Origin of the sequence: Olsenella absiana (genome assembly GCF_036408855.1) — a bacterium.
GTDB classification, from domain to species: Bacteria; Actinomycetota; Coriobacteriia; order Coriobacteriales; family Atopobiaceae; genus Olsenella_K; species Olsenella_K absiana.
The window spans coordinates 49828-73390 of the sequence record NZ_JAZGJQ010000008.1 but is presented as its reverse complement, the minus strand read 5'-3'; the positions used below and the strand labels follow the sequence as shown (position 1 = coordinate 73390).

Genomic DNA, 23563 nt, shown 5'->3' with positions numbered 1-23563 from the left:
CGCGCCTTATACTTGAGTCCCGAGCATCCGGCCGGCGCCGCTGGCGCCGGCACAACCGAACAGGGGGGACCATGGACTCTGCCCATCTCGACCAGGCGGAGAGCGAATCCAAGCGGCGCCGCGACGCAGCCATTAGGCTCACGGCTCCGGGGACCGCCCTGCGCCACGCGCTCGACATGATCATTGCGGGCCACATGGGGGCCCTCATCTGCGTCGGCGACACGGAGAACGTGCTGGCTGCCGGAGACGACGGCTTCAAGCTCGACATCTCCTTCACGGCGAACCGCCTCTTCGAGCTTTCCAAGATGGACGGCGCCATCGTGGTCGACAAGGGCATGACCCAGATCCTGCGCGCCAACTACCACCTCAACCCCGACCCGGCGCTGCCCACCACCGAGACGGGCATGCGCCACAGAACCGCCGCGCGCATGAGCCTGCTCACTCAGGCGACGGTCATCTCCGTCTCCGAGCGCCGCCAAGTCGTCAACGTCTACGTGGACGGCTGGGGCTACCAGCTGCGCACCGTGCCGGAGATCATGAGCTCGGTCAACCAGCTGCTCGTGGCCATGCAGAGCACGCGCCAGCAGATCGACCGGCGCCTGCTGCGCCTCACCACGCTCGAGCTCGACAACTACGTCACCCTGGGCGACATCGCGGACATCTTCTACCTCTTCGAGGTCATCCTCTCCGTGAACGAGGAGCTCGACGCCTGCATCCTGCAGCTCGGCTCCGAGGGCAAGACGGTGCAGATGCAGCGCGAGGAGTACATGGGCGACGTCGACGAGGAGTACACCCTCATGATTCGCGACTACGCGCGCGACTCCTCAGAGGACAACGCCCGCGTGATCCGGCGCGCCCTCCACAGCGCGGACAACTCCTCGATCCACGACGCGGCCAACGTCGCACGCCTGCTCGGCTACGACGACAGGACCGAGGACAGCATCATGACACCGCTGGGGCTGCGCACCCTCTCCAACATCTCGGTCGTGCGCAAGGGCATGGCGGACAAGATCGTCGACGAGTACGGCTCGCTCCAGCACCTCATGGACGAGCTGGACGAGAACCCCTCGCGCCTCGACGACATCGGCGTCAAGAACCCCGACGTCCTGGCCGATAGCCTCTACCGCATGTGGGGGAAGCGCCAATGATACGCGTCGCCCCGACCGACGGGGTCGCGCGCGAGGTGGCGAGGCTGCGAGGTGCCGCCTCCTCCCGAGGTGCCGCCTGCGCCTGCGCCCCCGCCGAGTCCTGCCTTGCCACGCCCGAGCCCGCCTGCGAGCCACTCGGCCCGCAAGGAGCGTCCGGCGGGGCCGACACCTGCGCCGTCATCGTCGCCGGCGGCTCTGGCGAGCGCTTCGGGGACCCCAGGGGCAAGCAGTTCGTCGACCTGTGCGGCCTGCCGCTCGTGAGCTGGTCGATCATGGCCTTCGACCGCGCCGCCTCGGTGGGCCACCTCGTGGTGGTCTACCCGCCCGGCAGGCTCGACGACATGCTCGACGTCCTCTCCCCGCTGACGCTGCGCTGCGACGTGACGCTGGCCCAGGCGGGGGCCACCCGCCAGGACTCCGTCTTCAGCGCCCTCATCGCCATGCCCCCTGGCTTCCCCCTGGTCGCGGTCCACGACGGCGCGCGCCCGCTCGTGCGCCCCGAGACCATCGACGCCGTGGTCGGCACCCTGCGCTCGGATCCTGAGCTTGCGGGCGCCATCGCCGCCGTGCGCGCGACGGACACGCTGAAGCTCGTCGAGGACGGGCTCATCGTGGGCACGCCTGACCGCGACTACTACTGGAACGCTCAGACGCCTCAGGCCTTCAGGACCAAGAAGCTCCTCGCGGCACATCGTGCGAGCGTCTGGGACGACTACGTGGGCACCGACGACGCTTCGCTGATCGAGCGCAGAGGCGGCAAGGTGCGCTGCGTCGAGTGCTCGCGCGCCAACCTCAAGGTCACGGTGCCGGAGGACCTCGTCGTGGCGCAGGCGCTTCTCGGCAGGCGCATCGATGAGGAGGGCTGCGGTCTTACGGAAGGCCCCCAGGGGGCGGGCCCCGCGGGCGCGCCCGGAGGGAGGATCTGATGGCAGGGGAGGTAGGCGGCGCCACCGCGGGCACCGCGCCCGCCGCGGGCGCGCTCCGGATCGGTCACGGCTTCGACGTACACGCCTTCGGCGAGGGACGCAGATGCGTCATCGGGGGCGTGGACGTGCCGAGCGAGCGGGGGCTCGTGGGCCACAGCGACGCCGACGTCCTCGCCCACGCGCTGGCCGACGCCCTTCTCGGCGCCGCCCGCCTGGGCGACATCGGGCAGCTCTTCCCCGACACCGACCCCGCCTTCGAGGGGGCGGACTCCCTGGTGCTGCTCTCCCGCGTCGCCGATCTCGTGCGCCGCGAGGGCTTCCGGATCGTGGACTGCGACTGCACCGTGGCCGCACAGGCCCCCAAGCTCGCGCCCCACCGCGACGCCATGCGCGCCAACCTCGCGCGCGCCCTCGGCGTGGGCGTGGAGTCGGTGGGCGTCAAGGCCACGACGACGGAGCGGCTCGGCTTCGTGGGCCGCGAGGAGGGCGTCGCGGCCTGGGCGGTCGCCCTCCTGGAGCGCGTCGGGTAGGCGCCTGCGCCGGCCGCGGCGGCGCCGGTGCGGCCGGGGCCCCGCGCGACCGCGAGGGGCTACAATGGCGAGCGACGGGGTCGCAGTTGCCGGCCCCCGCCGGACCCGGCCCCGTGGCAGAGGCACCGGCCCCAAGCAGACAAGTGCCCGCCGCGTGGTGGGCGGCAAGTATCGACGGCCCGCGCCCGCGCGTCGGCCACAAGGAGACAGCATGCTCGTCTACAACAGCCAGACCCACCGCAAGGAGGAGCTCAAGCCCATCGAGGAGGGCAAGATTCGCATGTACGTGTGCGGGCCGACGGTCTACGACCAGATCCACATCGGCAACGCCCGCACCTTCCTCTCCTTCGACGTGATCCGCCGCTACCTCATCTACAAGGGCTACCAGGTGACCTTCGCGCAGAACCTCACCGACGTGGACGATAAGATCATCAACCGCGCCAACGAGGAGGGCAGGAGCGCCGAGGAGGTCGCCGGCGAGTTCTCGGCGGCCTTCATCGAGCAGATGCACCGCTTCGGCATCCTCGACCCCGACATCCGCCCGCGTGCGACCCGCGAGATCGAGGCCATGCAGGAGATGATCTCCCTCCTCATCGAGCAGGGCAACGCCTACGTGGCGGCCAACGGCGACGTGTACTTCTCGGTCCGCTCGGACACCCACTACGGCGTGCTCTCCGGCCGCGACCTCGACCAGCTGCGCGCCGGCGAGCGCGTGGAGGTCAACGAGGAGAAGCGCGACCCCTTCGACTTCGCGCTCTGGAAGGCTGCGAAGCCGGGCGAGCCCAGCTGGCCGAGCCCGTGGGGTGACGGTCGCCCCGGCTGGCACACCGAGTGCTGCGCCATGATCCACCGCTACCTCGGCACGCCCATCGACATCCACGGCGGCGGCCAGGACCTCATCTTCCCCCACCACGAGAACGAGACCGCCCAGGCCATGTGCGCCTGGCACGCTCCCCTCGCCAACGTCTGGATGCACACGGGGATGCTCCGCGTCAACGGCGAGAAGATGTCCAAGTCCCTCGGTAACTTCCTCACGCTCAAGGAGGTCCTCGACAAGTACCCGGCCGACGCCGTGCGCCTGCTGATGCTCCAGACCCACTACCGCTCTGCGCTCGACTTCCAGACCGACCAGCTCGACGGGGCCACGGGCACGCTCGAGCGCCTGCGCACCTGCGTCAAGAACCTGCGCTGGGCGGCGGAGAACGGCGCCTGCGCGTGCGAGCTGGGCGAGCAGGACCGCGCGCTCGCGAAGGCCATCGACGGCGCGCGCGCCGAGTTCTCGCGCCAGATGGACGACGACTTCAACGCCCCCGGTGCGCTCGCCGCCATCTTCGAGCTCGTCACCGCCTGCAACCGCTACCTCGCCGACGCCGCGGAGCGCGTCTCGCGCGCCCTCTCGCTGCGCGCCGCGGACACCGTCTGCGAGCTCACCGACGTCCTCGGCATCCAGCTCGTCCAGGCGCAGGAGGAGGAGCTGCCCGCCGGCCTCGTCGACCTCGCCCGCGAGCGCGCGGGCTTCGAGGGGGATGCGCCCGCCGACGCCGCGCAGGCGCTTCTCGACGCCCGCCAGGCCGCGCGCAAGGCCAAGGACTGGGCGACGGCGGACGCCATCCGCGACGGCATCACCGCGCTCGGCCTCGTGCTCGAGGACACCGCCTCGGGCGCGCGCCTGCGCAGGGCGTAAGGGGGAGAGATGGCAGCTGGCAGGAGGGGTCAGGCGGGAGCCGGCCGGCCCGGCAGGGGGCAGCGCCCGCAGGGCGCAGGCGCAGGTGCCGGCAGGAAGGGTCCCGAGGGGAGGGCCGCCGCCCGCAAGGGGGCCGGCCGCCCCGCCTCGGGGAGGCGCCAGGACGGCCGCGGCAGCGCGCCGCGCGGCGCCGGGCGGGGCTCCGGGCGCACGGGGTCGGCCCCGAGGGGGCAGCGCCGCCCCGAGCGCAGGCGCGAGAGCGACCTCATCGAGGGCAGGCGCGCCTGTGCCGAGGCCCTCGAGGTGGGCGTCCCCATCCGGCGTGCCCTCGTGGCCGAGGCGCGGGGCGAGCAGGACGCCACCCTCGAGCGCCTCGTGCGCACCCTCGAGGGGGCGGGCGTGCGCGTCGAGGAGGTCCCGCGCGCGCGGCTCGACAAGCTCAGCTCGCACGGCGCCCACCAGGGCATCATGCTCGAGACCGAGCCCTTCTCCTACGCGACCCTCGAAGACGTCGTCTCGGCGGCAGGGGAGGGCGACGCCCTCGTCGTCCTTCTCGACCACGTGACCGACGAGGGCAACTTCGGCGCCATCGTGCGCTCGGCGGAGGTCGTGGGCGCGGCGGGCGTCGTGGTCGCCAACGCCCGCGCTGCCCGCGTCGGCACCGCCGCGTACAAGACGTCGGCCGGTGCCGTGCTGCACGTGCCGATCGCGCGCGTCGCCAACCTCGCCCGCGCCATCGACGAGCTCAAGGACGCGGGCTTCTGGGTGGGGGCCGCGAGCGAGCACGCGCGCGACGACGTCTGGCACGCCCCCGTCGAGGGCCGCTTCTGCCTGGTCATGGGCTCGGAGGGGGAGGGCGTCTCGCAGCTGGTGCTGAGGGCGTGCGACTTCACCTGCCGCCTGCCCCAGCGCGGGCGCGTGGAGTCCCTCAACGTCGCACAGGCAGCGACCGTCATGTGCTACGAGTGGCTGCGCCGCGAGGAGCTGGCCGAGGCGCGGCCCGGGCAGGAGCCGGGTGGCCGACAGGGCGCAGGCCGAGAGGGTGACGTCCCGGGGCGAGACGGGCTGCAGGAAGGCTCGGGCGGAGATGTCTAGGGGCTCGAACGGCGCGGCGCCCAAGGGGGGCCTCAGGCTCTCGGGAAAGAGGGAGCTCCTTGTGGTGGACGGCTACAACGTCATCTTCAAGGGCGAGCGCTACACCTCGCTCATGGACGAGTCGGACACCGCCGACCCCTTCGAGGCTGCGCGCGAGAGGCTCGTCTCGGACGTGGCCGCCTATGCGCAGGGGCGCTACGAGGCCGTCGCGGTCTTCGACGCCGCGGGTAACGTCTCGCCGGACAGGCCCAACCTCCCCAAGGCGGGCGTGAGAGTGGTCTTTTCCGAGACCGGCGAGAGCGCCGACAGCGTGATCGAGCGCCTCGTCACCACGGCGCGCCGACAGCCCAGGGAGGTCACGGTCATCACCTCGGACAACACGATCCGTGCGACCGTGGGCGGAATCCCCGTGACCCGCGTCTCGAGCGACGTGCTCGTCCACGACGTGAACGAGATCGCTCGCGAGGTGGAGCGCGAGCGCGAGGAGCGCAGCCACCACCGCCTCACGGTGGAGGACCGGCTCGATCCCGAGACGCGCGAGAAGCTCAACCGCCTGCTCGGTCGCTTGTAGTGCCCTGGGGCGGGGGGTTGGCGGCGCGCGCGCGAAGGCGCTACTATGTTCCTGCGCTGGTGTAGCTCAGTTGGCAGAGCCCTAGTCTTGTAAACTAGTCGTCGCCGGTTCGAGCCCGGCCACCAGCTCCGACGCACGCGAGGCCACGGGTGACCCCGTGGCCTTTCTCGTAGGCGAGGTGCGCCCCATGCCTGCCGCGAGCCGTCTGACGAACCACCCACATCGCGAAGCCGCAGGTGGCTAGGGGTGCGTCGTGAGAGTTGTGCAGGATTGATGGGGGCACACGAAAGCATCGCGAACTTTCGGGGGCTTCCAGTTGACAAGGGTTTTGGCAGGGCGTAAGATACCATCCGCTTGCAAGGGACGCCCCACGGCGGAACGAGCAAGAGCTTGAGAAAGGAATATGGGGATGTGGCACAGCGGCAACTGCGGCGGACTGTAAATCCGCTCCCTCTGGGTTCCTTGGTTCGAGTCCAAGCATCCCCACCATTCCATGCCCGTGTAGCTCAGTCGGTAGAGCACTTCGTTGGTAACGAAGAGGTCACCGGTTCGAATCCGGTCGCGGGCTCCATTTTCAAGCAGGCACACCTGCCGGTGTAGCTCAGCTGGTTAGAGCACGCGGCTCATACCCGCGATGTCACTGGTTCGAATCCAGTCACCGGTACCAGATTCTTCCGGTAGCGATACCGAAGATATATAGCAGGTAGGTAATTGAAGCGGCCGTGGTGGCCGTTTCATGTAAGGAGGACGGCGCATGGCCAAGGAGAAGTTTGATCGTTCGAAGCCTCACGTAAACATCGGAACGATTGGTCACGTTGACCACGGTAAGACCACCCTTACCGCCGCTATCACCAAGGTTCTCTCTGAGACCCCGGGCTGCAAGGCGACGTTCGTCCCCTTCGAGGACATCGACAAGGCTCCCGAGGAGCGTCAGCGCGGCATCACCATCTCCGTCGCCCACGAGGAGTATGAGACCTGGGAGCGCCACTACGCCCACGTCGACTGCCCCGGCCACGCCGACTACATCAAGAACATGATTTCCGGCGCCGCTCAGATGGATGGTGCCATCCTCGTCATCGCCGCTACCGATGGCCCGATGGCCCAGACGCGCGAGCACATCCTCCTCGCCCGTCAGGTCGGCGTCAAGTACATCGTCGTCTTCCTGAACAAGTGCGACATGGTCGACGATGAGGAGCTCATCGACCTCGTCGAGATGGAGACCCGCGACCTTCTCTCCGAGTATGGCTACGATGGCGACAACATGCCGATCATCCGTGGCTCCGCGCTTGGCGCCCTCAACGGCGAGCAGAAGTGGGTCGACTCCATCATCGAGCTCATGCACACCGTTGACTCCTACATCCCCACGCCCGCCCGTGACGACGAGAAGCCGTTCCTCATGGCCATCGAGGATGTCATGACCATCTCCGGTCGTGGTACCGTTGCGACCGGCCGTGTCGAGCGCGGTGTCCTGAACCTCAACGACCCGGTCGAGATTGTCGGCATCAAGGAGACCCAGAAGTCCACCGCCACCGGCATCGAGATGTTCCGCAAGACGCTCGACTTCTGCGAGGCTGGCGACAACGTCGGCATCCTGCTCCGCGGCATTCGTCGCGAGGACATCGAGCGCGGCCAGGTCATCTGCAAGCCCGGCACCGTCACCCCTCACCACAAGTTCACCGGTGAGATTTACGTCCTGACCAAGGAGGAGGGTGGCCGTCACACCCCGTTCTTCTCCGGCTATCGTCCCCAGTTCTACTTCCGCACCACGGACGTCACTGGCGACATCTACGAGCTGACCGACAAGGACGGCAACAAGGTCGAGATGGCCATGCCGGGTGACCACGTCACCATCTCCTGCGACCTGATTCACCCGATCGCTATGGAGGAGGGCCTGCGCTTCGCAATCCGCGAGGGCGGCCACACCGTCGGCGACGGCCGTGTCTCCACGATCGTCGAGTAGCTCTAGCATCTAGAGTTGTAAGGTCCGGTACCCTTGGGTGCCGGGCCTTTTGCATGACTGAACAATGCTTTGTTACGAATACAGAGTCACACTTTGGGACTCATATTTGGACGTTTTGTAGGCGCCTAGACTTTGATGCCTATGGGGTTTGACAGCTCCCACGCTAGAATGGTAAGTTCTTTACCCGTGCCACGGGCGAGGTGGTCTTGCTCGCGGTTGCCATACAGGAGGACTCATGCGTACAATGGTTACTCTCGCATGCACCGAGTGCAAGCGTCGCAATTACACCATCACCAAGAACAAGGCTAACAACCCCGAGCGTCTTGAGATGAAGAAGTATTGCCCGTGGTGCCAGAAGCACACCGTGCACAAGGAAACGCGCTAAAATAGTTTCCACCTACGCCAGTAGCTCCAATGGTAGAGCGGCGGTCTCCAAAACCGTTTGTTGAGGGTTCGAATCCTTCCTGGCGTGCCAGCTTTTGACCACCGGCTTTCCCTTCGGGGTTAGCCGGTTTCTATGAATAAAGGTTTTAGGAGGTGCACGGATGGCCAAGAAAGAACGCAACAAGAGGGCGGCCCGCAAGGCGCGGCAGCAGGAGCGCGCTGAGCTGGAGGCCCTCCATGAGGCGTCCGGCGTCGACGTCGCTCCTACCAAGGGCGCTGACGTGAAGAAGGCCAGCAAGAGTTCAGCACCTTCTAGGAAGGGTGCGGAGAAGAAGCAGAAGAGGGGGCCTCTCTCCCGCATGTCCTCGTACTTCAAGGATGTGCGCGTCGAGATGCACCAGGTCGTCTGGCCCTCCCGCACCGAGCTGCGCAACTACTCGCTCGCCGTCATCGCCATGCTCGTCGTCTTCGGCGTCTGCGTGTGGCTCGTCGACACGGGCTTCGTAGCGGGGCTCGTCGCCTTCACGAGCTTGAGGGGGTAGAAATGCCTAAGCGTTGGTTCGTGCTGCACACCTATTCCGGCTACGAGAACAAGGTCAAGACCGACCTCGAGCACCGGATTGAGACCTACAACCTCGAGGACAAGATCGACAACATCCAGATCCCGATGGAGGAGGTCACGGAGATCAAGGACGGTGGCGAGCGCACCACCAAGGAGTCCAAGGTCTTCCCGGGCTACGTCCTCGTCCACATCGAGGCAGACCACCGCAAGGTGGACGACAATACCTGGGCCGTCGTACGCAACACCCCGGGCGTAACCGGGTTCGTCGGCATCGACGGCACGCCCATGCCGCTTCGCCGCTCCGAGTACGACAAGATCATGCGCCGCTCCGGCAACGTCGGTCCCAAGCAGCAGGCAACTCCCAAGCGCACCTCGACTAACCTCGAGGTCGGCCAGGCGATCAAGGTCGTCTCCGGCCCGCTGGCGGATTTCGACGGCCAGGTCAGCGAGGTCAACCTCGAGGCTGGCAAGGTCAAGGTCATGCTCATGATCTTCGGCCGCGAGACGCCCGTGGAGCTCACCCTCGACCAGGTAACCGTCCTGGAGTAGACAGGTCAACCTTGCCAGCCACTGATTCGGTGAGGAATGCTTCTCTGTGCCTGGCAGCGACATAGCTTCGTTAGAGCAACGAGTTCCTAGGAGGGAACATGCCCAAGAAGAAGGTAGTGCACTTCATCAAGCTCCAGATTCCTGCCGGCCAGGCCAACCCCGCGCCTCCCGTCGGTCCCGCTCTGGGCGCTGCGCAGGTCAACATCATGCAGTTCTGCCAGCAGTTCAACGCTGAGACGAAGGACAAGGCCGGCGACATCATCCCCGTCGAGATCACCGTCTACGAGGACCGCTCCTTCACCTTCATCACCAAGACCCCTCCCGCGGCCCAGCTGATCAAGAAGGAGCTCGGCCTCAAGAGCGGCTCCGGCGTGCCCCAGCGCGACAAGGTCGGCCAGCTCACGCAGGAGCAGCTCACCAAGATCGCCGAGATCAAGATGCCGGACCTCAACGCCAACGACATCGAGGCCGCCAAGAGGATCGTCGCCGGTACCGCCCGCTCCATGGGCGTCACCATCGCCGAGTAGCAGGAGCTGCTCGCAGTATCAATCCGCGCCCCCCGGGGCGCCTACGTGGGAGGGCCACGCCGCCCTGTGACCACAGGAGGTAAGAGAATGGCGAAGCACGGCAAGAAGTACAACAACGCGTCCGAGAAGGTCGAGAAGAAGCTCTACGCGCCGAAGGCAGCCATGGCGCTCGTCAAGGAGCTCGCCAGCGCGAAGTTCGACGAGACCGTCGAGGTCGCCATCCGCCTGGGCGTCGACACCCGCAAGGCCGACCAGAACATCCGCGGCTCTATCAGCCTGCCCAACGGCACCGGCAAGAGCGTCCGCGTGGCGGTCTTCGCCGAGGGCGCCAAGGCCGAGGAGGCAAAGGCTGCCGGCGCCGACATCGTCGGCTCCGACGACCTCGTCGAGCAGGTCCAGAAGGGCAACATCGACTTCGACGCTGCCATCGCGACGCCGAACATGATGGGCAAGGTCGGCCGCCTCGGTCGCGTCCTCGGCCCCCGCGGCCTCATGCCGAACCCCAAGCTCGGCACCGTCACCATGGACGTCGAGAAGATGGTCAAGGAGCTCAAGGCCGGTCGCGTCGAGTACCGCGCCGACCGCTACGGCATCTGCCACGTCCCCATGGGCAAGGCGTCCTTCGACACCGAGAAGCTCGTGGAGAACTACGGCGCCCTGCTGACCGAGCTGCTGCGCGTCAAGCCGTCGAGCGCGAAGGGCAAGTACATCAAGTCCGTCGTTGTCTCCTCGACGATGGGCCCTGGCGTCAAGGTGGACCCGAGCGTCACCCGCGACTTCATGGCCGAGTAGGCTAGCCCGAGGTACTTCTCGGGTGTAGAAAATGTGCCGCTACGGGAGCAGGCTCCCGTGGCGGCCTTTTTTTGTTGACAAGCCCAGCCGGGGCTGCGAGAATGCTATGAGCCCGAAAGGGCATACGTACCGTTGCACGTTATCTGCCAGAGACAGCCGGTGCCGTGAGGCTCAATGGGGTATCCCGCCTGCCGAGGTAGCTTCGAAGGCGTCACTTCAGGGGCTCCGTCTGGCTGCGTCAGACGGAGCCCTCCTTTTTGGAGTGCATCCTCTGCGGCAGTTCGTGCCAGATCGCATTACAAGGAGGTGTACTCAATGCCAGCACAAGCAAACATCGACATGCTCCAGAAGGTCACCGAGTCCCTCGAGTCCTCCAAGGGCGTCTTCGTGATTGACTACCGCGGTCTCACCGTCAAGGAGACCCAGGAGCTTCGCCACGCCCTGAGGGACGCGAACTCCACGATGAAGGTCTACAAGAACAACATCGTGAACATCGCCCTCAAGAACGCGGGCCTGCCTGACATCAGCGACAAGCTGAAGGGCACCTGCGCCTACGTCTTCTTCGAGAACGACCCCGTCGACGCCGCCAAGGCGATCAAGAAGGAGTCCGAGGCCCTGAAGAAGATCGAGTGGGTCGCAGGCATCGCCGACGGCAAGGCGCTCGACGCCGAGTCTGCGAAGGCCTACGCCGAGCTTCCGTCCCACGACGAGCTCGTCGCCCAGCTCGTGTACGTCCTGGCGGCGCCGCTCCGCGGCATCGCTTCCGTCTGCGCCGGCCCTGCTCGTGGTCTCGTCACCGCGCTCAGCCAGGTCGCCGAGCAGAAGGAGAAGGAGGCTGCCTAGCCCCCGCGCACGTTCGTTCGCACGTCTTGACCAGGCACCCAGGAGGGTGCCCGTTTAAAGGAGAACCAGCATGGCTGTTACCAAGGATGAGATCGTCGAGGCTCTCAAGAGCATGTCCGCCCTCGAGCTCTCTGAGCTCGTTCACGAGCTGGAGGACGTCTTCGGCGTCTCCGCCGCCGCCCCCGTCGCCGCCGTCGCCGCTGCCCCTGCGGCCGCCGCTCCCGCCGAGGAGGAGAAGGACTCCTTCGACGTCGTCCTCGACGACTTCGGCGCCCAGAAGATCGCCGTCATCAAGGTCGTCCGCAAGCTCACCAACCTTGGCCTGAAGGAGGCCAAGGAGGCCGTCGAGAAGAAGGGCACCCTCATGGAGGGCGTCAAGAAGGACGAGGCCGAGGCCGCCAAGAAGGAGCTCGAGGAGGCTGGCGCTTCCGTCTCCCTCAAGTAAGCTCGCACTCCGCGCCTACTGAGAAGGCCGGCCCCACCGGGGCCGGCCTTTTTTGTGCTCGCAATCATGCCTTCACAGCCGCTCCACAACCTCGACGAAGATTGCGCAGCTAGAGGGGTATTCAAGCAAACCTAGTGGAAAAAGAACCACAAGTCAAGGGTTTACATTGACTTGTGGTTTGCGCCCGGGTAGTTTATTAGATTGCGACAAATGCCGCTTTTCCACTTTTTCGAAGGAGGAAGTGCCTGGTGACTACCGCAAAGTCTTCCCAAAACACTGCCCAAACGATGCGCCAGCGCGTGAGCTTCAGCAAGATACCTCCCGCGATGGAGCTGCCCAACCTGATCTCGGTGCAGAAGGAGTCCTTTGAGCGCTTCATGACGGAGGGCCTTGCAGAGTCCTTCGCCGAGTTCTCGCCCATCGAGAACTCCGCGCACACCATGGAGGTCACCTTCGGCGAGCACCAGTTCGGCGACCCGGCCAACACAATCGCCGAGTGCCGCGCCAAGGACATCTCCTATCAGGCACCGCTCTTCGTCGACGTCCGCTTCATCAACAAGGAGACCGGCGAGATCAAGGAGCAGCTCGTCTTCATGGGCGACTTCCCGCTCATGACGGGCCGCGGCACCTTCATCATCAACGGCACCGAGCGCGCGGTCGTCTCCCAGCTCGTCCGCTCCCCGGGCGTCTACTTCTCCCAGGAGATGGACAACGGCGTCGAGGTCCAGCGCTGCCAGTTCATCCCGGCCCGCGGCGCCTGGCTCGAGTTCGAGGTCGACAAGCGCGGCCACCTGGTCGTCTCCATCGACCGCAAGCGTCGCCAGAGCGCGACCCTGCTGCTGCGCGCCCTGGGCATCGCCGAGAGCGACGACGAGATCATGAACCTCCTCGGCGACTCCGACGTGGTCCGCTCCACGCTCGAGCGCGACCTCGCGACCAACCGCGAGGACGCCCTCCTCGAGATCTACCGTCGCCAGCGCCCCGGCGAGCCTCCCACCGTCGACTCCGCCAAGTCGCTGCTCGAGGGCCTCTACTTCAACAACCAGCGCTACGACCTCGCGCGCGTCGGCCGCTACAAGATCAACAAGAAGCTCGGCATGGACGACGAGGGCGGCTCGCGCGTCATCACGAGCGACGACATCGTCACCGCCCTGCGCTACCTCCTCGCGCTGCACGAGGGCGACACCACCAAGAGCTTCGACGACATCGACCACTTCGGCAACCGCCGCATCCGCACCGTGGGCGAGCTGGTCCAGAACCAGTTCCGCATCGGTATGAGTCGCATGGAGCGCGTCGTCCGCGAGCGTATGGCCTCCCAGGACGCCGACGACATCACGCCGCAGTCGCTGATCAACATCCGCCCGATCGTGGCGGCCATCAAGGAGTTCTACGGCTCCTCGCAGCTGTCGCAGTTCATGGACCAGAACAACCCGCTCTCCGGCCTCACGCACAAGCGTCGCCTCTCGGCGCTCGGCCCCGGCGGCCTCGCGGGCCACAAGTCTGGCTCCAGCCGCCGCACCAACGTCCCGACCGCCGTGCGCGACGTCCACAACTCGCACTACTCCCGCATGTGCCCGATTGAGACCCCCGAGGGCCCCAACATCGGCCTCATTGGCTCGCTCGCGCTCTACGCGCACGTGAACCCCTACGGCTTCATCGAGGCCCCCTACCGCAAGGTCGTCGACGGCAAGGTCACCGACGAGATCGTGTGGATGACCGCCGACGAGGAGGAGAAGCACAACATCGCCCCGGCCAACACGCCGGTGGATCCCAAGACCGGCGAGTTCGTGATCACGGATGCCGACGGCAACCTCACGCACCCCGACCGCGTCATCGCCCGTACGGTGGACTTCGACGGCTCCTTCGGCGCTCCGGCCCAGGTCGACATCGCCGACGTCGACTACATGGACGTCTCGCCCCGCCAGATGCTGTCCGTCGCCGCCAACCTCATCCCCTTCCTCGAGCACGACGACGCCAAGCGTACGCTCATGGGCGCCAACATGCAGCGCCAGGCCGTGCCGCTGATCCAGACCGACGCCCCCTACGTGGGCACCGGCATGGAGGCCCGCGCCGCCATCGACTCCGGCGAGATCATCTGCGCCGAGCACGACGGCACCGTCACCGAGGTCGACGCCGCCCACGTCGTGGTCACGACCGACAAGGGCCCGGAGAACTACGACCTGCCCAAGTACGAGCGCTCCAACCAGAGCACCTGCATCAACCACCGTCCGATCGTCCACGTCGGCGACCACGTGGTGGCTGGCCAGCCGCTCGCCGACGGCACCTCCATCGACCAGAGCGAGCTCGCCCTCGGCCGCAACCTCACCGTGGCGTACATGCCGTGGGAGGGCTACAACTACGAGGACGGCATCATCGTCTCCGACAGGCTCGTCCAGCAGGACCTCCTGACTTCGGTCAACATCTCCCGCCACGAGATCGACGCCCGCGACACCAAGCTCGGTCCCGAGGAGATCACGCGCGAGATCCCGAGCGTGGGCGAGGACATGCTCGCCAACCTCGACGACGACGGCATCATCCGCATCGGCGCCGAGGTCGGCCCCGGCGACATCCTGGTCGGCAAGGTCACGCCCAAGGGCGAGACCGCGCTCACGGCCGAGGAGAGGCTGCTGCGCGCCATCTTCGGCGCAAAGGCGCACGACGTGCGCGACACCTCCCTCAAGATGCCGCACGGCGCCTACGGCCGCGTCGTCGACGTGGTGCGCTTCAGCCGCGAGGCCGGCGACGACCTGCCGCCCGGAGTCAACGAGCTCGTCCGCGTCTTCGTCGCGCAGCGCCGCAAGATCCAGCAGGGCGACAAGATCTCCGGCCGCCACGGCAACAAGGGCGTCGTCTGCAAGGTCCTGCCGATCGAGGACATGCCCTACATGGCCGACGGCACGCCCGTCGACGTCCTTCTCGACCCGCTGGGCGTCCCGTCGCGTATGAACGTCGGCCAGCTCCTCGAGTGCCACCTCGGCTGGGCCGCCGCCCACGGCTGGGACACCGAGGACGCCGACTCCAAGCGCTACGTCCCCGGCCCCATGTACGTCTCCACGCCCGTCTTCGACGGCGCGACCGACGTTGAGGTCGCCGAGGCCATCCGCCGCAGCAACATCAACCTCATCAACAAGGCCATGATCACCTACGGCGAGCACATGGACGCGGACTTCGTGCCTCAGCTCAACGAGCGCGGCAAGACCACCCTGTACGACGGCCGCACCGGCGAGCCCTTCAAGAGCAAGATCACGGTGGGCACCTCCTACATCCTGAAGCTCGGCCACATGGTCGATGACAAGATCCACGCGCGCTCGACCGGCCCCTACAGCCTCGTCACCCAGCAGCCGCTCGGCGGCAAGGCCCAGTTCGGTGGCCAGCGCTTCGGCGAGATGGAGGTCTGGGCCCTGTACGCCTACGGCGCCGCCAACGTGCTGCAGGAGCTCCTCACGGTCAAGTCCGATGACACCAACGGCCGCGTCAAGACCTACGAGGCCATCGTCAAGGGCGAGAACGTGCCCGACCCCGGCATCCCCGAGTCCTTCAAGGTCCTCGTCAAGGAGATCCGCTCCCTCGCCCTGGACATCGAGCCGCTCAAGTACCGCGAGGAGCCGCGTCGCTCCGACGCGGCACAGGAGGAGGCGGCCGAGGATCCCCTCGACGTGCTCGCTGGCGCCAACAGCGCGGACGACCTGATCGGCGCCGTGGCCCCCTCCGCGACTGCGGACGAGGACCTCGTCGGCGACGCAACCAAGACTGATAAGGAGTAGCGAACGTGGCTGATTTCGACACCACTGACTTCGATGCCATAAAGATCTCGCTCGCCTCCGCCGACGAGATCAGGAGCTGGTCGCACGGCGAGGTCAAGAAGCCGGAGACGATCAACTACCGCACGCTCAAGCCCGAGAAGGACGGCCTGTTCTGCGAGAAGATCTTCGGGCCGGTCAAGGACTGGGAGTGCGCCTGCGGCAAGTACAAGGGCATCCGCTTCCGCGGCATCATCTGCGAGCGCTGCGGCGTGGAGGTCACCTCCGCCAAGGTCCGCCGCGAGCGCATGGGCCACATTGAGCTCGCGGCGCCCGTGAGCCACATCTGGTACTTCAAGAGCCCCACGACCTTCCCGCTCGCGCGCCTTCTCGACATCAAGAGCAAGGACCTCGAGAAGGTCCTCTACTTCGCCAGCTACATCATCACGAGCATCGACACCGAGGCCCGCGAGGCTGACGCCGCCGACCTCAAGGAGGAGCTCGCTGCCGACCTCGAGGAGCTCGATGCCGAGCGTGACGACGAGATCGCTCGCGTCCGCGAGCAGGGCGAGCGCCCCGAGGGCGAGGAGTTCTCCGACATCGAGCCCCTCTCCGCCGACGAGATCAAGGCGGAGGTCGCCGACATCGAGGAGGAGTACGAGGAGGAGAAGCAGCTCCGTACCGAGGCCTACAACGAGTTCATGAAGCTCGAGGTGCGCCAGCTCGTCGCCGACGAGACCCTCTTTACCGAGATGAAGCGCTACTATTCCATCTACTTCAAGGGCGGCATGGGCGCGGAGGCCATCCGCGAGCTGCTCCGCGGCATCGACCTCCCCAAGGAGGCCGAGGAGCTGCGCGCCATCGTCGCCTCCGACGACGCCCAGAAGCAGAAGAAGGAGAAGGCCGTAAAGCGCCTCGAGGTCGTCGACGCCTTCCTCAAGGGCAACAACGACCCGGCTAACATGATCCTGGACGTCATCCCGGTCATCCCGCCCGACCTGCGCCCGATGGTGCAGCTCGACGGCGGCCGCTTCGCCGCGTCCGACCTGAACGACCTCTACCGTCGCGTCATCAACCGCAACAACCGCCTCAAGAGGCTGCTCGATCTCGACGCCCCCGCGATCATCGTCAACAACGAGAAGCGCATGCTCCAGGAGTCCGTCGACGCCCTCTTCGACAACGGTCGTCGCGGTCGTCCCGTCACGGGTCGCGGCGGCAGGCCGCTGAAGTCGCTCGCCGAGTCCCTCAAGGGCAAGCAGGGCCGCTTCCGCCAGAACCTGCTCGGCAAGCGCGTCGACTACTCCGGCCGCTCCGTCATCGTCACCGACCCCCAGCTGAAGCTGCACCAGTGCGGCCTCCCGTCGACCATGGCCCTCGAGCTCTTCAAGCCCTTCGTCATGCGCCGTCTGGTCGAGCTCGGCAAGGTCGAGAACATCAAGGGCGCCAAGCGCGCCATCGACCGCGGCTCCGCGGCCGTGTGGGATGTGCTCGACGAGGTCATCAAGAACAAGCTCGTCCTGCTCAACCGCGCGCCGACCCTGCACAGGCTCTCCATCCAGGCCTTCGAGCCGGTCCTCGTGGAGGGCAAGGCGATCCACCTGCACCCGCTGGTGTGCGCTCCCTTCAACGCCGACTTCGACGGCGACCAGATGTCCGTGCACGTGCCGCTCTCCACGCAGGCACAGGCCGAGGCCCGCGTCCTCATGCTCTCGACCAACAACCTGCGCTCGCCGGCGTCCGGCAAGGTGCTGACCGTCCCCTCGCAGGACATGGTCTTCGGCACCTACTTCCTGACGAGCGCCAAGGCCGGCGTCGAGGGCGAGGGCCGCGTGTTCGCCGGCTTCCAGGACGCCATCCTGGCCTACGACAACCGCGACAACGTCGACATCCAGGCCATGGTGAAGGTCCGCGTCAACGCAGTCGACGCCAACGTCGTCGAGGGCGGACGCAGGATCTTCCGCACGCTCGACAAGTGGGGCCATGCCGTGGACTTCGACGTCACTGAGGGCTCGGTGCGCTTCGAGACCACGATCGGCCGCGTCATCTTCAACGAGCAGTGCCTGCCCGCTGACTACCCCTTCATCAACTACAAGATGAACAAGGGCGACATCTCCAAGCTCGTCAACGACTGCTGCGACCGCTACTCGACCTCCGACGTCGAGCCGATACTGGACGCCATCAAGCAGACCGGCTTCCACTACGCCACCCGCGCGGGCCTGACCGTCTCCGTCTGGGACGCCGTCATCCCCGCCGAGAAGCAGCAGATGCTCGACGAGGCACAGGACAAGGTCGACCAGATCAACGAGTACTACGAGGACGGCTTCCTCGCCGAGAGGGAGCGTCACAAGGAGGTCGTCAACGCCTGGACGGAGTGCACCGACGAGCTCGGCTCCAAGATGCTCGAGGGCTTCGCCGAGGACAACCCCATCTACATGATGGCCGACTCCGGCGCCCGTGGCTCCAAGACGCAGCTCCGCCAGCTCGCAGGCATGCGTGGTCTCATGGCCGACATGTCCGGCGACACGATCGACCTGCCGATCAAGGCCAACTTCCGCGAGGGACTGCAGCCGCTCGAGTACTTCATCTCCACCTACGGCGCCCGCAAGGGCCTGGTCGACACGGCGTCGCACACCTCCGACTCCGGATACCTCACCCGCAGGCTCGTCGACGTGGCCCAGGACGTCATCGTCCGCGAGGAGGACTGCGGTACCGACGAGGGTGTCACCTACAACCTCATGAAGCCCGGCGCGACCGAGCTCGACACCGACCTCATCGGGCGCTGCGCCTTGAATGACATCGTCGATCCCGAGACCGGCGAGGTGCTCGTCGCCAAGGACGGCTACATCGAGTCCAAGGCCGACCTCCAGCGCCTATGGGACGCCGGCCTGCGCAAGGTAGAGCTCAGGGCCCTTCTCACCTGCCGTTCCAAGTACGGCGTCTGCCAGAAGTGCTACGGCTGGGACCTGGCCACGCGTCGCCCGGTCAACATCGGCACGGCCGTCGGCATCATCGCCGCGCAGTCGATCGGCGAGCCGGGCACCCAGCTCACGATGCGCACGATCCACTCCGGCGGCGTCGCAGGCGCCGAGGACATCACGCAGGGCCTCCCGACCGTCGCCCGCATGTTCGACGTCGTCGGCAACGTCAACGAGAAGATCCTCGGTCGCGCCGCCGACCTCGCGAGCGTTTCCGGCCGGCTCCGCATCATCCCCGAGCAGACCGAGTACCTCCTCCAGATCCTGGACCCCGAGGACAACTCGCGCATCCTGGTCGAGAAGCGCGTCCCGGCGTCGGTGCGCTTCATGCCCGGTATCGAGGACGGCGTCGACGTCCGCGCGGGAGATCAGATCACCTATGGCTTCGTGAACTTCCGCAAGCTCCGCACGCTGACCGACATCGAGTCGACGATGCACACCTTCGTCGAGTCCGTCAAGGACGTCTACACCTCCCAGGGCGTCGACCTCAACGACAAGCACATCGAGGTCATCGCTCGCCAGATGCTGCGCCGCGTCCAGGTCACCAACCCGGGCGACTCCACCTACCTGCTCGGCCAGTACGTGGACCGCTACGTCTTCGCTGAGACCGTTCGCAACATCACGCTCGCCGGTGGCACGCCTCCCGAGGCCGAGCCCGTCATCCTGGGCACCCTCAAGGTCGCGAGCTCGATCGACTCCTGGCTCTCGAGCGCGTCGTTCATCCGTACCGCGGGCGTCCTCACCGAGGCCGCCATCGAGGGCGATGTCGACCACCTGCTGGACCTCAAGTCCAACGTCATCGTGGGCAAGAAGATCCCGGCGGGCACCGGTCTCAAGGCTTACAACGACGTGGAGCTCACCTACCACGGCCAGCGGATCGAGGGACCCACGTCGCCGCTTGCCAAGAACCTGCCCGAGTGGGCGCCGGACTCTCTGAAGGAGCTCGAGGAGCAGCTGCCCAAGCAGCTCGACTGGGTCGGTGACGACTACGGCTACGGCGGGGTCTACTCCAAGAACGGCCGCACGCTCACGAGCGAGGAGGCGAAGCTCTACCTCTTCGACGACCTGGGCGTCTCGCAGCGCTGGACCAACAAGTTCAGCGAGGTGGGTATCGAGACGGTCGGCGACCTTATCGGCAAGACCGAGGACGACCTGCTCAGGATCGACGGCATCGGCGCCAAGGCGATCGAGGAGCTGCGCGACGGCCTCGAAGCCCGTGGTCTTCTCTACATCCTCGAGCCGGACGACGATGAGGCGGACGCCGAGGACCTCTCGCAGCTGCTCAACATGGTCTTCTCGCCCGACAGCGACGACGTCATGCTGGGCACGGCGGCTCCCGCGAAGCGCCACTACGAAGACGACGAGCTCATCGGCGGGAGCTCCGCCGACGGCTCCGAGCTGGCGGACGGCGTCATCAACGAGGACCTCGGGTCCTTGGATGACCTTCTTTCCCAGGTCGTAAAGCACGAGGGGGAGAGCGAGCAGGGCGAGGGCTCCAAGGAGGAGTAGCCCCGACCTAGGCTCGCGATATCTGCGGGCCCGTACGAGAGAGACGAGGAGGCCCCTGCCGGCACGACCGGTGGGGGCCTTCCTCATCTTCCTTGTGCAGCTCTCGTGGAATGTGGATACGCCCGGCTCCGTGGTATTTTGACAACAGCGGTGCGTGGGCGTAAAGTTTCCTCCGCGTGCCGCCAGGAGGGGACACGTGCGCAGATAGACAATCCGGGAGGGCGGTGCTGCGTCGTCCCTGATACATAGGTGCTCGCGCACCGCCATCCGTATGTCTCTGAGAAGGAGAGAGCTTTGCCTACTATCAACCAGCTCGTACGCCAGGGGCGCACCCGTACTGCCTCGAAGTCGAAGAACGCAGCGCTGCAGCACAACCCGCAGAAGCGTGGCGTCTGCACCCGCGTCTTCACCACCACGCCGAAGAAGCCGAACTCCGCCCTCCGCAAGGTCGCGCGTGTCCGTCTCGTCAACGGCATCGAGGTCACCGCTTACATCCCCGGCGAGGGCCACAACCTCCAGGAGCACTCGATCGTGCTCGTCCGCGGCGGCCGCGTCCGTGACCTCCCCGGTGTCCGCTACAAGGTCATCCGCGGCGCCTATGACTGCGCTGCAGTCCAGAACCGCAAGAAGGCCCGCTCCCGCTACGGTGCCAAGCGCCCCAAGGAGTAGGGACTCCAGGCGAATCCGGAATCTTGATTAGAGGAGATATCATATGCCGCGTCGTGCAGCAGCAGTCCGTCGTGAGGTAACTCCCGACGCCGTCTATAACAACCGTCTCGTGACCCAGCTCATCAACAAGGTCCTGCTTGACGGGAAGAAGGCCACCGCAGAGCGCATCGTCTACACCGCCTTCGACCTCGTCCAGAAGAAGACCGAGTCCGACCCGCTGGCCGTCTTCAAGAAGGCCATGGACAACGTCCGCCCGACCCTCGAGGTCAAGCCCAAGCGTGTCGGTGGCGCTACCTACCAGGTGCCCATGGAGGTCAACTCCCGTCGTGCCACGACCCTCGCCATCCGTTGGATCGTCAACTTCAGCCGTGCCCGCAAGGAGAACAGCATGGCCGAGCGCCTCGCCAACGAGATCATGGACGCCGCGAACGGCGTCGGCGCCTCCGTCAAGCGTCGCGAGGACCTGTTCAAGATGGCCGAGGCCAACCGCGCCTTCTCGCACTACCGTTTCTAAGGGGCTAGCGACACATGGCTAAGAACAAGTACGACCTTCACAAGCTTCGCAACATCGGCATCATGGCCCACATCGACGCCGGCAAGACCACCACGACCGAGCGCATCCTGTACTACACGGGCAAGACGCACAAGATCGGCGAGGTCCACGACGGCGCCGCCACCATGGACTGGATGGTCCAGGAGCAGGAGCGCGGCGTGACCATCACCTCCGCGGCCACCACGTGCTTCTGGAAGGACTACATCATCCAGATCATCGACACGCCGGGGCACGTTGACTTCACGGCCGAGGTCGAGCGCTCCCTGCGCGTCCTCGACGGTGCCGTCGCCGTCTTCGACGCCGTCGCCGGCGTCCAGCCGCAGTCCGAGACCGTCTGGCGCCAGGCTGCCAACTACAACGTCCCGCGCATTGCCTTCATCAACAAGTTCGACCGCGTGGGCTCCGACTTCTGGCACGCCATCGACACCATGAAGGAGCGCCTTGGCGCCAACGCCGTCGCCGCGCAGGTTCCCATGGGCTCCGAGAGCAACTTCTGGGGCCTCATCGACCTCGTCACGATGACCGCGTGGGACTTCAAGGAGGACTCCAAGGGCATGATCTACCCGGAGCCCATGGACGCGATCCCCGACGAGTTCGCTGACATCGTCGCCGAGAAGCGCGAGGAGCTCCTCGAGGCTGCGTCCGAGTTCTCCGACGAGCTCATGGAGAAGGTCCTCGACGAGCAGGAGGTCACGGTCGACGAGCTCAAGGCTGCCATCCGCGCCGGCGTCATCGCCAACCAGCTCAACCCCGTCTTCGTGGGCTCCGCCTACAAGAACAAGGGCATCCAGGAGCTGCTCGATGCCGTCGTCGACTACCTGCCGTCACCGCTCGACATCCCGCCCGTCGAGGGCACGGACCCCAAGACCGGCGAGACGATCACCCGCAAGGCTGACATCAAGGAGCCCTTCAGCGCCCTTGCCTTCAAGATCATGACCGACCCCTACGTCGGAAAGCTGACCTACTTCCGCGTGTACTCCGGCCACCTCGACTCGGGCTCCTACGTCTACAACGTGAACAAGGACGACCGCGAGCGCCTCTCCAGGATCCTCGAGATGAACGCGAACGACCGTGTCGACCGCGAGGCGTGCTCCGCCGGCGACATCGTCGCCGCGGTGGGCTTCAAGAACACCACCACCGGTGACACCCTAGCCGACGAGCAGCACCCGATCATCCTCGAGTCCATCGAGTTCGCGGACCCCGTCATCGACGTCGCCGTCGAGCCCAAGACCAAGGCCGAGCAGGACAAGATGAGCGTCGGCCTGCAGAAGCTCGCCGAGGAGGACCCGACCTTCCAGGTCCACACCGACCAGGAGACCGGTCAGACCATCATCGCCGGCATGGGCGAGCTGCACCTCGAGATCATCATCGACCGCCTGCGCCGCGAGTTCAAGGTCGACTGCAACGTCGGTAAGCCGCAGGTCGCCTACCGTGAGACCGCCGGCCACGCCGTCAAGGGCGTCCAGGGCAAGTTCGTCCGCCAGTCCGGCGGCCGCGGCCAGTACGGCGATGCCGTCATCGACCTCGAGCCCATGGAGCCCGGCTTCGGCTACGAGTTCGTCGACGCCACCGTCGGCGGCTCCGTGCCCAAGGAGTACATCCCCTCTGTCGACAAGGGCATCCAGGAGGCGCTGAACTCCGGCGTCATCGCCGGCTACCCGGTCCAGGACATCAAGGTCACCCTCGTCGACGGCTCCTACCACGAGGTCGACTCCTCCGAGGCCGCCTTCAAGGTCGCCGGCTCCATGGCCATCAAGAAGGCCCTGCAGGAGTCCGACCCGGTCCTGCTCGAGCCCGTCGAGAAGGTCGAGGTCGAGACCCCCGAGCAGTATATGGGCGACGTCATGGGCAACCTGTCCAGCCGTCGCGGCAAGATCGAGGGCATGGAGGACCGCTCCAACACCAAGGTCATCCGCGCGAAGGTGCCCCTGGGCGAGATGTTCGGCTATGCCACCGACCTCCGCTCCCAGACTCAGGGCCGCGCGAGCTACACGATGCAGTTCGACGCCTACGAGCCCGTTCCCAAGGCCGTCCGCGACGAGATCGTGAGCAAGAACGGCGGCAAGGAGTCCTAGTCAGATTAGTCAGAGCACCAGGTGCT

General features: G+C 66.3%; 19 protein-coding genes and 5 tRNA genes. All 24 read left to right on the top strand.

Annotation, left to right across the window (positions count from 1 at the left end):
• Positions 1–71 precede the first annotated feature (71 nt).
• The 24 genes from disA to fusA all read left to right on the top strand — a co-directional run bounded on the left by disA (position 72) and on the right by fusA (position 23537).
• The gene (gene disA, locus VXJ25_RS07540) at positions 72–1148 is read left to right on the top strand and encodes a DNA integrity scanning diadenylate cyclase DisA (RefSeq protein WP_330958595.1); all 1077 of its coding nucleotides are present in this window, start codon (positions 72–74) and stop codon (positions 1146–1148) included.
• Positions 1145–2074 carry a 2-C-methyl-D-erythritol 4-phosphate cytidylyltransferase gene (gene ispD, locus VXJ25_RS07535; RefSeq protein WP_330958594.1) on the top strand — a complete coding sequence of 310 codons (930 nt, stop codon included), beginning with the start codon at positions 1145–1147 and terminating at the stop codon, positions 2072–2074. The genes disA and ispD overlap by 4 nt, the downstream gene beginning before the upstream one ends.
• A complete protein-coding gene (gene ispF / locus VXJ25_RS07530) occupies positions 2074–2604 on the top strand; it encodes a 2-C-methyl-D-erythritol 2,4-cyclodiphosphate synthase (RefSeq protein ID WP_330958593.1) in 531 nt (176 codons plus the stop codon). Before ispD ends, ispF begins: the two co-directional genes overlap by 1 nt.
• A 211-nt stretch (positions 2605–2815) precedes the next feature.
• Positions 2816–4288, top strand: a complete 1473-nt coding sequence (gene cysS, locus VXJ25_RS07525; protein WP_330958592.1) for a cysteine--tRNA ligase — start codon at positions 2816–2818, stop codon at positions 4286–4288.
• A 9-nt stretch (positions 4289–4297) separates the two neighbouring features.
• Positions 4298–5383 carry a 23S rRNA (guanosine(2251)-2'-O)-methyltransferase RlmB gene (rlmB, locus tag VXJ25_RS07520; protein WP_330958591.1) on the top strand — a complete coding sequence of 362 codons (1086 nt, stop codon included), beginning with the start codon at positions 4298–4300 and terminating at the stop codon, positions 5381–5383.
• On the top strand, positions 5376–5954 hold the full coding sequence (locus VXJ25_RS07515; RefSeq protein WP_330958590.1) for an NYN domain-containing protein: 579 nt from the start codon (positions 5376–5378) through the stop codon (positions 5952–5954). The genes rlmB and VXJ25_RS07515 overlap by 8 nt, the downstream gene beginning before the upstream one ends.
• Before the next feature lie 55 nt (positions 5955–6009).
• Positions 6010–6082 (top strand) — tRNA-Thr (locus tag VXJ25_RS07510).
• Positions 6083–6359: 277 nt separating this feature from the next.
• Positions 6360–6443, top strand: a tRNA-Tyr gene (locus VXJ25_RS07505).
• 6 nt (positions 6444–6449) lie between these two features.
• Positions 6450–6525: transfer RNA gene (locus VXJ25_RS07500), tRNA-Thr, on the top strand.
• Positions 6526–6544: 19 nt separating this feature from the next.
• A tRNA-Met gene (locus VXJ25_RS07495) sits at positions 6545–6621 on the top strand.
• 87 nt (positions 6622–6708) lie between these two features.
• Positions 6709–7914: an elongation factor Tu gene (gene tuf, locus VXJ25_RS07490; protein WP_330958589.1), complete on the top strand. Its 1206-nt coding sequence runs from the start codon at positions 6709–6711 to the stop codon at positions 7912–7914.
• A 244-nt stretch (positions 7915–8158) separates the two neighbouring features.
• Positions 8159–8299: a 50S ribosomal protein L33 gene (gene rpmG, locus VXJ25_RS07485; RefSeq protein WP_456238752.1), complete on the top strand. Its 141-nt coding sequence runs from the start codon at positions 8159–8161 to the stop codon at positions 8297–8299.
• Positions 8300–8313: 14 nt separating this feature from the next.
• Positions 8314–8389: transfer RNA gene (locus tag VXJ25_RS07480), tRNA-Trp, on the top strand.
• 70 nt (positions 8390–8459) lie between these two features.
• Positions 8460–8840 carry a preprotein translocase subunit SecE gene (secE, locus tag VXJ25_RS07475; protein ID WP_330958587.1) on the top strand — a complete coding sequence of 127 codons (381 nt, stop codon included), beginning with the start codon at positions 8460–8462 and terminating at the stop codon, positions 8838–8840.
• A gap of 2 nt (positions 8841–8842) precedes the next feature.
• Entirely contained in the window at positions 8843–9409 is a 567-nt protein-coding gene (gene nusG / locus VXJ25_RS07470) for a transcription termination/antitermination protein NusG (RefSeq protein WP_330958586.1), read from the top strand.
• A 98-nt stretch (positions 9410–9507) separates the two neighbouring features.
• Positions 9508–9936, top strand: coding sequence for a 50S ribosomal protein L11 (gene rplK / locus VXJ25_RS07465; RefSeq protein ID WP_330958585.1), 429 nt, complete (start codon positions 9508–9510; stop codon positions 9934–9936).
• 87 nt (positions 9937–10023) lie between these two features.
• Positions 10024–10728, top strand: a complete 705-nt coding sequence (gene rplA / locus VXJ25_RS07460; protein ID WP_330958584.1) for a 50S ribosomal protein L1 — start codon at positions 10024–10026, stop codon at positions 10726–10728.
• A 315-nt stretch (positions 10729–11043) separates the two neighbouring features.
• On the top strand, positions 11044–11571 hold the full coding sequence (rplJ, locus tag VXJ25_RS07455) for a 50S ribosomal protein L10 (RefSeq protein WP_330958583.1): 528 nt from the start codon (positions 11044–11046) through the stop codon (positions 11569–11571).
• 70 nt (positions 11572–11641) lie between these two features.
• Positions 11642–12016, top strand: a complete 375-nt coding sequence (rplL, locus tag VXJ25_RS07450) for a 50S ribosomal protein L7/L12 (RefSeq protein ID WP_330958582.1) — start codon at positions 11642–11644, stop codon at positions 12014–12016.
• Positions 12017–12264: 248 nt separating this feature from the next.
• A complete protein-coding gene (gene rpoB, locus VXJ25_RS07445) occupies positions 12265–15780 on the top strand; it encodes a DNA-directed RNA polymerase subunit beta (protein WP_407941924.1) in 3516 nt (1171 codons plus the stop codon).
• Between the two features lie 5 nt (positions 15781–15785).
• Positions 15786–20240 (top strand): DNA-directed RNA polymerase subunit beta', encoded by a 4455-nt coding sequence (locus VXJ25_RS07440; protein ID WP_330958580.1) that lies wholly within the window; start codon positions 15786–15788, stop codon positions 20238–20240.
• Between the two features lie 294 nt (positions 20241–20534).
• Complete coding sequence (gene rpsL / locus VXJ25_RS07435; RefSeq protein WP_330958579.1) at positions 20535–20909, top strand: 30S ribosomal protein S12; 375 nt, start codon at positions 20535–20537, stop codon at positions 20907–20909.
• Positions 20910–20952: 43 nt separating this feature from the next.
• Positions 20953–21423, top strand: coding sequence for a 30S ribosomal protein S7 (rpsG, locus tag VXJ25_RS07430; protein WP_330958578.1), 471 nt, complete (start codon positions 20953–20955; stop codon positions 21421–21423).
• Between the two features lie 14 nt (positions 21424–21437).
• The gene (gene fusA, locus VXJ25_RS07425; RefSeq protein WP_330958577.1) at positions 21438–23537 is read left to right on the top strand and encodes an elongation factor G; all 2100 of its coding nucleotides are present in this window, start codon (positions 21438–21440) and stop codon (positions 23535–23537) included.
• Positions 23538–23563 lie beyond the last annotated feature (26 nt).